Origin of the sequence: Pseudomonas sp. PLMAX (assembly GCF_046042685.1) — a bacterium.
In the GTDB taxonomy this organism is placed as follows: domain Bacteria; phylum Pseudomonadota; class Gammaproteobacteria; order Pseudomonadales; family Pseudomonadaceae; genus Aquipseudomonas; species Aquipseudomonas putida_AE.
Window position 1 is genome coordinate 3,522,780 of sequence record NZ_CP064949.1, and the last position, 13,473, is coordinate 3,536,252.

The 13,473-nt window shown below is 61.2% G+C and carries 13 protein-coding genes; 3 read left to right on the plus strand and 10 right to left on the minus strand.

Features of this window, described 5'->3' with window-relative positions; genetic code table 11:
• Positions 1 to 9: 9 nt before the first annotated feature.
• Positions 10 to 1,596: a glycogen synthase GlgA gene (glgA, locus tag DKB71_RS16235; protein ID WP_274077310.1), complete on the minus strand. Its 1,587-nt coding sequence runs from the start codon at positions 1,594 to 1,596 to the stop codon at positions 10 to 12.
• Positions 1,597 to 2,155: 559 nt separating this feature from the next.
• On the opposite strand from glgA, the gene DKB71_RS16240 reads away from it, so the two are divergent.
• Entirely contained in the window at positions 2,156 to 2,968 is an 813-nt protein-coding gene (locus tag DKB71_RS16240) for a crotonase/enoyl-CoA hydratase family protein (protein ID WP_408601042.1), read from the plus strand.
• Positions 2,969 to 2,975: 7 nt separating this feature from the next.
• Positions 2,976 to 3,806, plus strand: coding sequence for an NAD(+) diphosphatase (gene nudC, locus DKB71_RS16245; RefSeq protein WP_408601043.1), 831 nt, complete (start codon positions 2,976 to 2,978; stop codon positions 3,804 to 3,806).
• Here nudC and DKB71_RS16250 read toward each other — a convergent pair.
• The 4 genes from DKB71_RS16250 to DKB71_RS16265 are packed head-to-tail and all read right to left on the minus strand — an operon-like array spanning position 3,774 to position 5,922.
• Entirely contained in the window at positions 3,774 to 4,553 is a 780-nt protein-coding gene (locus DKB71_RS16250; protein WP_274077307.1) for a TSUP family transporter, read from the minus strand. The genes nudC and DKB71_RS16250 overlap by 33 nt on opposite strands.
• A gap of 60 nt (positions 4,554 to 4,613) precedes the next feature.
• Complete coding sequence (locus DKB71_RS16255) at positions 4,614 to 4,790, minus strand: hypothetical protein (RefSeq protein ID WP_408601044.1); 177 nt, start codon at positions 4,788 to 4,790, stop codon at positions 4,614 to 4,616.
• 35 nt (positions 4,791 to 4,825) lie between these two features.
• Positions 4,826 to 5,302 (minus strand): nuclear transport factor 2 family protein, encoded by a 477-nt coding sequence (locus DKB71_RS16260; RefSeq protein WP_274077305.1) that lies wholly within the window; start codon positions 5,300 to 5,302, stop codon positions 4,826 to 4,828.
• 56 nt (positions 5,303 to 5,358) lie between these two features.
• Positions 5,359 to 5,922 (minus strand): TetR/AcrR family transcriptional regulator, encoded by a 564-nt coding sequence (locus tag DKB71_RS16265; protein ID WP_408601045.1) that lies wholly within the window; start codon positions 5,920 to 5,922, stop codon positions 5,359 to 5,361.
• A 217-nt stretch (positions 5,923 to 6,139) separates the two neighbouring features.
• Between DKB71_RS16265 and pssA the strand changes: the two genes are divergently transcribed.
• Positions 6,140 to 7,483 (plus strand): CDP-diacylglycerol--serine O-phosphatidyltransferase, encoded by a 1,344-nt coding sequence (gene pssA / locus DKB71_RS16270; RefSeq protein WP_274077303.1) that lies wholly within the window; start codon positions 6,140 to 6,142, stop codon positions 7,481 to 7,483.
• Between the two features lie 120 nt (positions 7,484 to 7,603).
• Here pssA and efeO (DKB71_RS16275) read toward each other — a convergent pair whose 3' ends face one another.
• The 5 genes from efeO (DKB71_RS16275) to DKB71_RS16295 all read right to left on the minus strand — a co-directional run bounded on the left by efeO (DKB71_RS16275) (position 7,604) and on the right by DKB71_RS16295 (position 13,360).
• Positions 7,604 to 8,428: an iron uptake system protein EfeO gene (gene efeO / locus DKB71_RS16275; RefSeq protein WP_408601046.1), complete on the minus strand. Its 825-nt coding sequence runs from the start codon at positions 8,426 to 8,428 to the stop codon at positions 7,604 to 7,606.
• A gap of 27 nt (positions 8,429 to 8,455) precedes the next feature.
• Positions 8,456 to 9,754 carry an iron uptake transporter deferrochelatase/peroxidase subunit gene (gene efeB / locus DKB71_RS16280; RefSeq protein WP_408601047.1) on the minus strand — a complete coding sequence of 433 codons (1,299 nt, stop codon included), beginning with the start codon at positions 9,752 to 9,754 and terminating at the stop codon, positions 8,456 to 8,458.
• 18 nt (positions 9,755 to 9,772) lie between these two features.
• Positions 9,773 to 10,978 (minus strand): iron uptake system protein EfeO, encoded by a 1,206-nt coding sequence (efeO, locus tag DKB71_RS16285; RefSeq protein WP_408601048.1) that lies wholly within the window; start codon positions 10,976 to 10,978, stop codon positions 9,773 to 9,775.
• 102 nt (positions 10,979 to 11,080) lie between these two features.
• Positions 11,081 to 11,926: an iron uptake transporter permease EfeU gene (efeU, locus tag DKB71_RS16290; RefSeq protein ID WP_408601049.1), complete on the minus strand. Its 846-nt coding sequence runs from the start codon at positions 11,924 to 11,926 to the stop codon at positions 11,081 to 11,083.
• Between the two features lie 279 nt (positions 11,927 to 12,205).
• A complete protein-coding gene (locus tag DKB71_RS16295) occupies positions 12,206 to 13,360 on the minus strand; it encodes a MalY/PatB family protein (protein WP_408595844.1) in 1,155 nt (384 codons plus the stop codon).
• Between the last annotated feature and the right edge of the window lie 113 nt (positions 13,361 to 13,473).

Sequence of the window (13,473 nt, forward strand, 5' to 3'; positions counted from 1 at the left end):
TAAAGCCTCTTACTGTTTGTGCGATTTCCCCAAAGCTTTGGCTACAAGCTGTTCGTAGAGTTCAGCGTAAGGTTCGACCGCCTTGCACCAGTTGAACGGTGCGGCCATGGCGCGGCAGCGCATGGCGTTCAGCAGGCCGGGGAATTCGAAGACCTTGAACGCGCGGCTCAGGGCTTCCTGATAGCTCTCCACCGTCGATTCATCGAACAGGAAGCCGGTCACGCCGTCTTCAATGGTGTCCGCCAGGCCGCCGGTATTGCGCGCCACCGGCAACGAGCCGAAGCGCTGGGCGTACATCTGGCTCAGGCCGCACGGTTCATAGCGCGACGGCATCAACAGGAAATCGCTGCCGGCAAACATCCGCCGGGCATCGGTTTCATTGAAGCCGATGCGCACGCCGATCTGCCCGGGGAAACGCAGGGCCAGTTCGCGCATGGCCTGCTCTTCTTCCGGCTCGCCACGGCCGATGATTGCGATCTGGCCACCGGATTTGACGATGTATTCGGAGACCGCTTCGGTCAGGTCGAGGCCTTTCTGGTAAACCAGGCGCGAGACCACGGCGAACAGCGGGCCTTCGCTGTCCTGAAGACCGAACAACTGGCGGACATGGGCGGCGTTGACCGCCTTGCCGTCCCAATCACCGATTTTGAAGGGGCAGAACAAGTGCGGGTCGGTGGCCGCATCCCAACTTTCATCGATGCCGTTGGGAATGCCGCTGAGCAGGCCTTGCTGGGTCTTGGCGGCGAGAAAACCGTCCAGACCGCAGCCGAAGTCCGGGGTGGTGATTTCCTGGGCGTAGGTGGCGCTGACCGTGGTGATGTGGCTCGAATAGGCCATGCCGGCCTTGAGGAACGACATCTTGCCGTAGAACTCCATGCCTTCCTGTTGCAAGGCGTGCTGCGGAATGCCCAGCTCGGGGCAGGACCCCAGGCTCGTCACGCCCTGGTACGCCAGGTTATGAATGGTGAACAGGGTAGGCGTGCGCTGGCCGCGCCAGTGCATATAGGCAGGGGCCAGGCCAGCCGGCCAGTCATGGGCGTGCACCAGGTCCGGGCACCAGTGGATTTGTGCGAGGTTGGCGGCGATATCGGCGGCCGCCAGGCCCAGGCGGGCGAAACGGATATGGTTGTCCGGCCAGTCGCGGCCGTTGTTGGCGCCATAGGGCGAACCTTCGCGCTCGTAGAGCTCAGGGCAGATCAACACATAAATGACCAGGCCGTCGGGCATGTCCATGCGCCCGATCTTGCACGGCGGGAGCGCCGCGTGACCGCCGAGTTCACCGATGATGTGAATCGGGTTTTCACTGTGCATCACCTGCGGATAGCCAGGGATCAGTACCCGCACATCGTGCAGATGCGCCATGGCCCGCGGCAGTGCGGCGGAAACGTCGCCCAGGCCACCGGTTTTCACCAGGTCGGCAATCTCGGAGGTGACGAACAACACTTTCTTCTTGTTGGGATTCTGGCTGGCCACCGGTGTCAGCGTCCTGGTCCCGGTAACGCTGATCGGTTGCGCGCTGGGAGCACTCACGGCGCTCGATTCGCCGACCTGCTGATGAGCCAGCTCTCCCTGAACATCCAAAGCCGCACTAATCATATGAATCTCCCGTGTTGTTGATCTAATTCTCAGGTCTGGCAAACGGTGTTTCGTGGCCAATGGGTGTGGCCATGCGCAAAAGCGCTACGCGTCGGCGAGCAAGCGCTCCCCAAATGCGTTGAGGCAGTATGGGTGAATTAACCATTGCAAGGATTGCACCAGTCGCAACGCACCTACCTTTCACTCGACCGGACACGTGGGGCAAAAGTTTCCACTTTTTTTTCACTTTGTGACCGACCGGTCTCCTCCGCGAAAATCAGTCTAGGCCAGAACTTAGAGCGGTAAAGCGCTGATGGCAAAATTGTTCGACAATCGGTTGATTTAGGTACGAACGTGCCGGATACCGGTGCGAACGCACCGACGAAGTGCAGGTTTTTATGCGTTTTGGCCTCAAAAAGTCACGTAGCAGTCATATGGATGTGCGTAGCGTCGCGGTGCGCAAGCACTGTTATGGTGCGCTCGCCCGCGTCCCGCTTTTGGCCGAACCACTGCCTTACCGCCAGCCGTGGTGCCTTGTTATAGTTCGGGCTCTTTTTTTGCCCGGTAAAGGATCACTAGCATGTCTCAGTACACAGCGTTCAACGTCGAACTGGTGGATAAAGTTGCCCATGTGCAGATCAACCGCCCGGAAAAGATCAACTCGATGAACGCTGCCTTCTGGACCGAGATCATCGAGATCTTCCAGTGGATCGACGACACCGACGAAGTTCGGGTGGTGGTGATCAGTGGCGCCGGCAAGCATTTCTCCTCCGGCATCGACCTGATGATGCTGGCCGGCGTAGCCAATGAGTTGGGCAAGGACGTGGGGCGCAATGCGCGCTTGCTGCGGCGCAAGATCCTCAACCTGCAGGCTTCCTTCAATGCGGTCGACCATTGCCGCAAACCGGTGCTTGCGGCCATCCAGGGTTATTGCCTGGGCGGCGCCATCGACCTGATCGCCGCTTGCGACATGCGCTATGCCGCCGAAGACGCACAATTCTCGATCAAGGAAATCGACATCGGCATGGCCGCCGACGTCGGCACGCTGCAACGCTTGCCGCGGATCATCGGGGACGGCATGCTGCGTGAACTGGCTTACACTGGTCGCACTTTCGGCGCCGAAGAAGCACGGGGCATGGGCCTGGTCAATCGCGTCTACAGCGATACCGCCAGCCTGCTCGACGGCGTCATGGGCATTGCCCGGGAGATTGCGAGCAAGTCGCCGATTGCCATTACTGGCACCAAGGAGATGATCAGCTACATGCGCGATCATCGCATCGACGACGGCCTGGAATACGTCGCCACCTGGAACGCCGCCATGCTGCAATCCACCGATCTGCGCGTGGCCATGGCCGCCCATATGAGCAAACAGAAACCCGAATTTCTGGATTGAGTGAAAAATGACTCCACGCTGGACCACGGCAGTACTGGACACCGACCAACCCGGCGGCTGGGCGGTAGCGCGCAGCCACGAAGGCTTTTTGTTCGATGACAACGGCGCACTGTTCCCGCGCGAATGGCTCAAGCGCCAGGACCTGCCGATACTCGCCGAGCACGGCATCGGCCATCTGGATGGCGAGCCGGTCTACTTGCTGGAGTTGCGCGCCCCCGGCGATGTGCCGGGCTGCGGCTGGAAAGGCTTGCGGGCGTTCATGCTCGAGGGCGATCACACGCTGTTCAAGGTACTGGGCTACGCCGCGCAGATCGGCACCTGGGCCCGCGAGCACCGTTTTTGCGGCAACTGCGGCCAGGCCATGACCCAGGTGCCGCGCGAGCGGGCGATGTATTGCCAGCCGTGTGACTTGCGCAGCTACCCGCGGATTTCCCCAAGCATGATCGTGCTGGTGACCCGTGGCGATGAAGTGCTACTGGCACGCTCGCCACGTTTTGTCGCCGGGGTCTACAGCACGTTGGCGGGGTTCGCCGAGCCTGGCGAATCGGCGGAGGATTGCCTGATTCGCGAGGTGCGTGAAGAAGTGCAGATCGAGGTGAAGAACATCCAGTACCTGGGCAGCCAGTGCTGGCCGTTCCCGCACTCGATGATGCTCGGCTTCCATGCCGAATACGCCGGTGGCGAGATCGTCTGCCAGGAGGACGAGATCGAAGACGCCCAGTGGTTCAACGTAAACGAGCTGCCGCCGTTGCCGGCGTCACGCTCGATTGCCCGTTACCTGATCGACGTCTATGTGGCGCGGCGCTTAGGCCACGCTGAACCAGTGTTGCCAGGCTAGCCGTACGGTCAGGCCCAGCACCACGGTGATGAACACCGGACGAATGAACTTCGCGCCGCCGCTGATGGCGGTGCGAGCGCCGAAGAAAGCCCCGACCATCACCGACAGGCCCATGCAGAGGCCAATGATCCAGTCCACTTGCCCGGAAAACACAAACACCGACAGCGCCGCAATGTTGCTGACAAAGTTCATGCTGCGCGCCACGCCGCTGGCCTTGACCAGATCGATCGGGTACATCAGCAGGCTGCTGACGGTCCAGAACGCTCCGGTGCCGGGGCCGGCCACGCCATCGTAGAAACCCAGGGTGAAGCCTTGGGTCGATTGCCACTTTTTCCTGATCGGCGCGTCGCTGTCCAGCGGCGCTTTCGGCGTGCCGCCAAACAACAGGTAAAGCCCGCAGGCAAACACGATCACAGGCAGCATCTTGTTCAGCCATTCCGCCGGCAGATAATGCGCGACCACAGCGCCGGTCAGCGCGCCGACCAGGGTGCCGACGATGGCGTGCATCCACTGCCGGGGGTGGAACAGCTTGCGGCGGTAGAAGGTGAAGCTGGCCGTGGCCGAGCCGAAGGTCGAGCTGAGTTTGTTGGTGCCCAGCACCAGGTGCGGTGGCAGGCCGGCGGTGAGCAAGGCCGGGGTGGTCAACAGCCCGCCACCGCCGGCGATGGCGTCGATGAAACCGGCAATGAAAGCGACAAAGGCCAGGATGGCCAGGGTGGTAAGGTCAACGCTGAGTTCGAAAGGCATGGAATCGGCTTAATCGGCGGGGGCAGCAAAGGGCTGCGGGGAAGGGCCGGTATCTTACCTTTATCCAACTCTGGCTGCGACCTGGCTGGCCCCTTTTAGCTTGAACTGTTGCTGTGCCAACAGCGCAGCAGCAAATTGCGCCTGAAACACCCAAATCGTTGTAGGAGCGAGCTTGCTCGCGATGGACTGGAAAACGCCGCGTTTAGCCAGAAAGCGCGCGTTATCGTTGACGTTCATCGCGAGCAAGCTCGCTCCTACAAGGGGGGGCGGTGTTACAGGCCGAGGTCCGACAGGCTCGGGTGATCGTCAGGCCGACGGCCCAGCGGCCAGTGGAACTTGCGCTCGCTTTCCTTGATCGGCATGTCGTTGATGCAGGCGAAGCGCCGGGCCATCAGACCGTCCTCGTTGAACTCCCAGTTTTCATTGCCGTAGGAGCGGAACCAGTTGCCCGAATCGTCGTGCCATTCATAGGCATATCGCACGGCGATGCGGTTGTCGGTGAAGGCCCAGAGTTCCTTGATCAGGCGATAGTCCAGTTCCTTCGCCCATTTGCGCGTCAGGAAGCCCTTGGCTTCTTCTCGGTTGTTGGCGAACTCGGCGCGGTTGCGCCATTTCGTGTCCAGGGTGTAGGCCAGCGATACACGTTCCGGATCGCGGGAGTTCCAGCCATCTTCGGCCAGGCGCACTTTTTCGATGGCCGATTCACGGGTAAATGGCGGCAATGGCGGACGGACTTCGGCGTTAGACATTTCATGTCTCCTGGTAAGTTAAAGTTCAAACAAGTTGTCGGTACCTGATGTTGTACTTACAGGTCCAATAACTTTCGCGCCATGCATTGCGCATTATCGGCGGCACTGTAGTCACCCATGACAAGTGCGACGGTGATGGCTCCGTCGATCAGGATCAGCAGCTGCCTGGCCAGCATCTGCGGATCCTCGGCGCCATATTCGGTACACAGCTCGCACACGTAGTCGAGCAGCTTCTGTTTGTGGTCTTTGGCGACCAGGCGAACCGGGTCTTGCGGGTCGCCGGTTTCGCCGCTGGTGTTGATGAATGCACAGCCGCGGAAGCCTTCGCAGGCGAACCAGGCCTTGAGCACGGTAAACAGGTTGAGCAAGCGCTCGGCCGGGGTGGGTGCCTGGCCGACTTCGCTTCTGTACCAGTGCATCCAGCGTTGGTCCCGGCGTTGCAGGGCAGCGACGACCAGCTCCTCCTTGTTGGCGAAGTAGCGGTAGATACTCTTTCTGGAGACGCCGGCGGTTTTCACCAGGAGATCCATGCCAGTGGCGGAAATGCCACTTTTGTAGATCAACTTTTCGGTGACATCCAGGATGATGTCGCGGGTGTCATTGCTATTGATTTCGTTCATGCGGCCAACAGTAGAACGACCGTTCTCCTTGGTCAAATGTTATTTTTGCGGTGTTCATTAAAAAGCCTTCGCTGGCAAGCCAGCTCCTACAGGGTAGTGCGACCAAACTGTAGGAGCTGGCTTGCCAGCGAAGGCGTCCGATCAGACACCAACAAGACCCAAACCGAACGATGGTGTAAGCTCTCAAGCTCTTCGGATTCGACCCATTGCGAGCCCTATGCCGTCGCTTTTCAAACGCTCCCTGCTGCCCAAACTGCGCAGTTTTCCGCTGACCGCCGATGCCGTCACCATCCTCTCTGGCGCCGCCGAGTTCCGTCGTTGCCTGCTGGAAAAAATCGCCAGCGCCACCCAGCGCATCTATATCGTCGCGCTGTACCTGCAACAGGACGAGGCCGGCCAGGAAATTCTCGATGCCTTGCACGCAGCCAAACTGGCGCGTCCGCACCTGGACGTGGTGGTGGTCGTTGACTGGCTGCGCGCCCAGCGCGGGCTGATCGGTGCCGGCAAGCAGCCGGGCAACTCGGCCTGGTATCAGGAAATGACCCGCACCCGTGAAAGCGTCGTGCCGGTGTATGGCGTACCGGTGCAGACCCGCGAGCTGTTCGGCGTGCTGCACCTGAAGGGTTTTGTCATCGATGACTGCGTGCTCTACAGCGGTGCGAGCCTGAATAACGTCTACCTGCACCAGTTCGACAAGTACCGTTACGACCGTTACCACCTGCTGCACAACCGCGCCTTGGCCGACTCGATGCATCACCTGGTGCAACACGGCCTGGTGGCCTCCAAGGCGGTGCATCGGCTGGACCTGCCAAACCTGCCGACCACCCGCAGCCTGCGCAATGACATCGGCGACCTGCGTAGCCGCCTCAAGCACGCGGCCTACGACACCACCCAGGGCTCTACGGATAAAAGTGGATTGTCGGTCAGCCCGTTACTGGGCGTCGGCAAGAACAACCCGTTGAGTCGGGTGATCATCGAGCTGATCGCCAGCGCCCGGCATCAGCTGACCATCTGCACGCCTTACTTCAACCTGCCATTGGCGGTGACCCGGGAGATCAATCGGGCGCTGGCCAGGGGGGTGAAGATCGACATCGTGGTCGGTGACAAGACCGCCAACGATTTCTACATCCCGCCGAGCGAACCGTTCAAGGTGATTTCGGCGCTGCCGTATCTGTACGAGATCAGCCTGCGCCGTTTTGCCAAGCGGCATCAGCGCAACATCGACAGCGGCCAGTTGAACCTGCACCTGTGGAAGGACGGCGACAACACTTATCACCTCAAGGGCATGTGGGTCGATCAGCGCTACACCCTTCTGACCGGCAATAACCTCAACCCGCGAGCGTTCCGTCTCGACCTGGAAAACGCCTTGCTGATCGACGATCCGCACAACGAATTGCTGGAACCGCGTCGCACGGAGCTTGCGCAGATTTTCCAGCACACCCGGCGTATCGAGCGCTACCAGGACCTGCAAACCCTGCCGGATTACCCGGCGGGGGTGGCGAAGTTTCTCAAGCGGGTGAGCAGGGTGAGGGTAGAGCGGTTGCTTTACCGCATTCTTTAAGGCCGAAAAAAGCTTCGCTGGCAAGCCAGCTCCTACAGGGTTTAATGTCGATCTCATAATTTTGCGTCGACTCGGAACCCTGTAGGAGCTGGCTTGCCAGCGAAAGCGTCCGCCCAGACGCTACAACAACCCCAACTTTCCCCGCAACGTCGACAAATCCTCAGCCAGCGTATTCACCGGCCCAACCAACGCCTTGCGATCATTTTCCTTCACCTTGTCGTAAGTCTCGAAACCGCCATCCTGGGTTTTGTACTTCGCCAGGATCTTGTCCACCGTGGCAAAGTTCTTATCGACCTTGGCCACAAACGCCGAGTCCTGCTGCTCGATCTGCGCCCGGAACAGGTCGACGATCTTCTTCGCCCCGTCGATATTGCCCTGGAAGTCATAAAGGTCGGTGTGGCTGTAGCGGTCTTCCTCGCCGGAGATCTTGGTCGCGGCGACTTCTTCAAGCAGGGCCGCGGCGCCGCCGACGACTTTTTCCGGCGGGAAGGTCAGGCCGGCGACGCGGGTTTGCAGGTCTTCGACGTCCTTGTTCAAGCCATCGGAGAGTTCCCCCAGGCCCTGGGTGCTGTTTTGCGAGAACAGCGAGTACTCGATGCGGTGGAAGCCGGTGAAGTCTTCGGCTGTCACGCCTTTTTCGTGGTCGTCGACGCGGGAGTCGATCGAGGCATCGAGGTCACTGAACAGCTCGGCGATCGGCTCGATCGACTCGTAGTAGACGCGCGTCGGCGCATAGAGTTTTTTCGCGGTCGCCAGGTCGCCTTTTTTCACCGCGTCAGTGAACTGGCGGGTGTGGCTGGCCAGTTCATCCAGTTGCTCGGTGACGTAGATCTTGTAGTCCGAAATCGGCTGCACCAACTCCAGCGGCGCCGTTGCCGCGAATGCCGAAAGCGGGGAGTTGAGCAAGCCTAGGGTCAGCAATAACGCGAGTGGCGACTTTTTCATGGGGCGGTTCCGTCGGGGTTGTGGTGGTCAGATTGTTGTTTTGGCTTGTGTGGCTTCAAGCAGCGAGCGGCCCAGGAAATCCTGGTCACCGGTGACACCCGGCAGGGTGAAGAAGTATCCGCCGCCGACTGGCTTGAGGTATTCCTCCAGCGGTTCGCCGTTGAGTCGGGTTTGCACGGCAATGAAGCCTTTCTCCAGATCGGCCTGGTAACAGATGAAGAGCAGACCCATGTCGAGTTGGCCGTTCTTGTTTACACCGTTGGAATAGTTGAACGGCCGGCGCAGGATCAGGTTGGCCTGGCTCGCGGCGGTGCGCGGGTTGGCCAGGCGGATATGCGCGTCGAGCCGGGTCAGCTTGCCTTGGGGGTCCTTGCCATAGTCGGGGACTTGCGATTCATGCTGGCCGCCCATGGGCGCACCGCTGGCCTTGACCCGGCCCAGAATGCTTTCCTGTTCCTGCAGCGGCGTACGGTCCCAGCGCTCGACGAAGTTGCGGATAATCCGCACCGCCTGATAGCTGCCATTGGCCGCCCAGGCCGGCTCGTCGCTGCCGGGCTGAACCCAGACGATGCGGTCCATGGCTTGGGCATTGTTGGAATCGGGGTTGGCCGAGCCGTCGCGAAAACCCAGGAAGTTGCGCCCGCTCTGTGCCGGCATACCCGGTTTGGCCGGGGCCTGAGGCGGCACACTGCCTTCCTGCTTCCAGCGCACCAGGAGCAAGTCCGGCAGGTTTTTCACGATGTCACGCAGGGCGTGGATGTTGGTATCGGCGGTGTTGGCGCAGAACTGGATGCTCAGGTCGCCGTGGCAGCAATCGGCTTCCAGCGCATCGTTGGGGAAGCCGACCATCCGGATCAAACGCGTGGGCTTGACGTCGCTCAGGCCGAAACGCTCGTCGAACAGCGATGCGCCCACAGACACGGTGATGGTCAGGTTATCCGGCGTGACCACCGGCCCCAGGATCCCCGAATCGACCGGGGGCAGTTTCGGATCGACCTGGGTCACCGGGCCGCCCTTCATCAAAAAAGCAATGCGTTGGTTCAGGGTGCGAAACAGCCGCTCCAGGTCCTCGCGATCGCTGGCCAGCACTTCGAAGGCCACCAGCATGCCGGACGCCGGGCGTGGGGTGACGATGCCGCTCTGGTGTTTGCCATGGAAATCATGGCGGTCATGGGTGCGCTCGCTGCTGGGCGCCTCGGTCACTTGCGCGGGGCTGGCGGCCATGGCGGGGCAGCTCAAGGCTGCACCTGCCAGTGCGACACCGGCGGCGCCCATGCTCATCAGGACCCGGCGGCGCTGAAGGTTGAATTGCTCTGGATCGTTCATCTGAAAGTCGTCTTCTGCTTACAGGCCGGAAAGGCCAAGGGCGGGGTCTATGGCATCGAGTGCGGCGGCCAGTGCCTTGGCCTTGTCGGCGATCTGTTGGCGTTGTTCGGCGCTGACGCTGTCGTAGCTGGCATAACCGCCGCCGATCTTGAAGCCGTTGAGTTCGCCATCGAAGTCGGCCAGGGCACTGTCGATGTTTGCCAGCAGTGGCGCGGCGGATTTGCCCAGCAATGGGCGCAGCAGCTCGACCACTTTGCGGCTGGCATCAAGGTTGCCGGCGAAGCCGTTGAGATCGCTGTGGCTGTAACGCTCCTCTTCGCCCGTGTTGGCTCGCACCTGTGCGATGTTGTCGAGATTGCGTACCACGATGCTCACCAGTTGCTCCGGCGCCAGGGACTGGGCCAGTAACTGTTGCTTGAGCGCCGTGACGTCCGTATGCAGGCGCTGGGCAAGCGGTGCAAGGCCGTCGAGGTTGCGTTGCTCGAACAACGCATATTCGAGGCGATGGAAGCCCACGAAACCCGGATCCTGTTCGCGCTTTTCGAAGTAGTCCGCACGGGCGTTGATCGCGTTGTCCAATTGCCCCAGGCGTTGAGCGGCGGGCGCCAGTCTCTGATATGCAGCGCGCGCGGGCAGGTACAGCGCCTGCGCCTGTTCGAGGTCGCCGGCCCCAATGGCTTGCTCCAGCGCCGCGACGGCCTTGATCAGCGCCGTACCCTGACTGCTCAGGTACACGCGGTACTCCGACAGCGGCCCGACAAACGCCAGTAAGGCAGGCCCGGCCTTGGCGGCGGCTTCCGACGCCGCCGTCGGGGTAACGTGCAGCGTGCCGCGCGGGTTGCTCAGCAGGCCGCAAGTGATGGTGTAATCGCCGGGCAGCAGGTTGGCGTTGATCACCTGGCTCAGTCCCGGCGCGATGTTTTCCCGTTCCTCGATCACCAGCACACCGTCGAGGATTTCCCATTCGACGGCGCGATCGGAACGGTTGACGATGCGAAAGCTGGAACGCCCGGCCGGCACCGTCAGGGCGTTCGGCTCGCAGCTGTGGCCGGCAATGGTCACCAGCACCTGGTCATGGTTGGCCTGGCGTTCGCGCTTGGCCGCGGCCAATTGCGCGGCATAGTAGAACAGGCCGGCGGCGGCGATCATCACGATCACCGAACCGGCCACCGCCCAGCGCAAGGCTCGGGGTGGGGAGACCTGGGGTGGAGTTTGATCTGGCATGGTTGCCCTTACTGACTGGAAGCGGGGGAATGGACTAACCCTGTAGGAGCGAGCTTGCTCGCGAAAAACCATTGGGCGCCGTTGGAAATCTGGTTTGGCGCGTTATCGTTCACGACCATCGCGAGCAAGCTCGCTCCTACAGGGGCGCGGTGCAGGCATGAAGAACATGACCGCCGCCACCAGCAGATAAATCAGATAGGCCCCGAGGGTGCTGACGGTCGGGGCGTCCTGGTAACCGAACATCCCGGCCAGCACCGAGCCCAGTGGGCCGTCCATCGGCAGCGAGGTGCTGAAATCGAAGAGCACGGTTTGCCAGTGATTCCAGATCCCGGCCTCATGCAGCGCCTGCACCGAGTTGGCCAGGATTCCCGCCGCCACCACGAGGATGAACAGCCCGGTCCAGCGGAAAAACGCACCGAGATTGAGGCGCATGCTGCCGCTGTAAATCAGGAAACCGACGACGATGGCCAGCACCAGGCCGAGCAGGGCGCCCAAGGGTGCCGCCGGGCCTTCGCTTTGCTGGAACACCGCGAGCAGGAAAAACACCGTCTCCAGGCCTTCGCGGGCCACGGCGAAAAACACCATGGCGATCAGCGCGAACACCTGGTTCCGGGTGCCGGCCAACGCGTGATCGAGGGAAACGTGCAGCGAGTGCTTGATCGAACGCGCCACTTTGCGCATCCAGAACACCATGGAACTGAGAATGCCGACCGCTACCAAGCCGACCAGACCCTCAAACAGCTCCTGCTGCTTCTGCGGAAACTCGGCGCTGACCAACTCCAGGCCACCGCCCACCAACAGCGCGAGGGCGGCGGCGAGGAACACCCCGATCCACACCGCGGGCATCCATTGGCCGCGGCCGGTCTGCTTGAGATAACTGCCGATAATGCCGACGATCAACGCGGCTTCAATGCCTTCGCGCAGCATGATCAGGAAAGGAACGAGCATTCAGCACCGTGGGGAATTAGATAGGGTGCTAAGTTGTAACATAATGACACCCATTCCCATATGGGAGTGATTGACAGTTACCTGAACCTAAGCTGAACGATCTTGAAGATCTTCACGCTGGAGGTGGAGCCTTGGGTGTTGCATCAGGTTTTAGGCGCCGCTTTGTAGGGCGAGCTTGCTCGCGATGGTCGCCAACGATAACGCGTGCTGTCGATGGACGCGTTGCCCGGACGATCATCGCGAGCAAGCTCGCTCCTACAGGGTTTTGGTGCAGCTTGATCAGCCGTTACGATGCCGCAAACTACGCTCCATCCGCGCAATCCCTTCCTCCAGCAATGACCGCGGGCAGCCGAAGTTCAGGCGCACGAACTGTTTGCAGTCATCGCCGAAATCCAGGCCGGGGCTCAGACCGACCTTGGCCTGTTCGAGGAAGAACTGTTGCGGGTTATCCAGCCCCAGCGCTGAGCAATCGAGCCAGGCCAGGTAAGTGCTTTGCGGCACGTTCAGGGTGATGCCCGGCAAACGGCTGCGCACGGCGTCGACCAGGTAATCGCGGTTGGCCTGCAGGTAGTCTTTCAATGCGGCGAGCCACGGCGCGGCTTCGCTGTAGGCGACGCGGGTGGCTTCCATGCCCAGCGGGTTGACGCTGTCGACCATGCCGCAACGGGCATGATTGACCTTCTCGCGCAGGTGGCGGTCCTGGATGATCATGAACGAGGTCTTCATGCCGGCGATGTTGTAGGCCTTGCTGGCCGACATCAACGTGATGGTGCGCTGGGCGATTTGCGGGCTCAGGGACGCCATCGGCAAGTGCTGGCGACCGTCGAAGCACAGTTCGGCGTGGATCTCGTCGGAAATGATCCAGGCCTCGTTGGCCAGGCAGATGTCGGCAATGGCCAGCAGTTCTTCGCGGTCGAACGTTTTGCCCAACGGGTTGTGCGGGTTGCTCAGCAGCAGCGCGCCGCCGCCTTGCAGGGACTCGTTCAAGGTCGACAGTGGCGTGGCGTAGGTGCCGTCCGGCTGCGGGTCGAAGGTCAGTTCGACCTTGTTCAGGCCCCAATGGCCTGGCGCGTGACGCAGGGGCGGGTAGTTCGGCACTTGCACGACCACGTTCTGTGCCGGCTGTACCAGCGCCTTGAGCGCCATGTTGAAGCCCGACTCGACGCCCGGCAGGAAGATCAGCTCCTGCGGCTCGACACGCCAGGCGTACTTGTTCCACAAATCGGCCACGATGGCTTCGCGCAAATCGTCCTTGGCCATGCTGTAGCCGAGCAGCGGGTGTTCCAGGCGCTTTTGCAGGGCCTGGACGATCACCGGCGGCGCGGCGAAATCCATGTCGGCGACCCACATCGGCAGCACGTCGGCCGGGTAGCGGCTCCATTTGGTGCTGCCAGTGTCGTGGCGATCGAACACCTGATCAAAATCGAAAGTCATGCGCAAATCTCATAAAGGCCGGGTAATCATGGTGGCCATGATAAGCGCCAATCCCTGTGGGAGCGAGCGGGACCTGTAGGAGCTGCCGCAGGCTGCGATCTTTTGATCTTGCT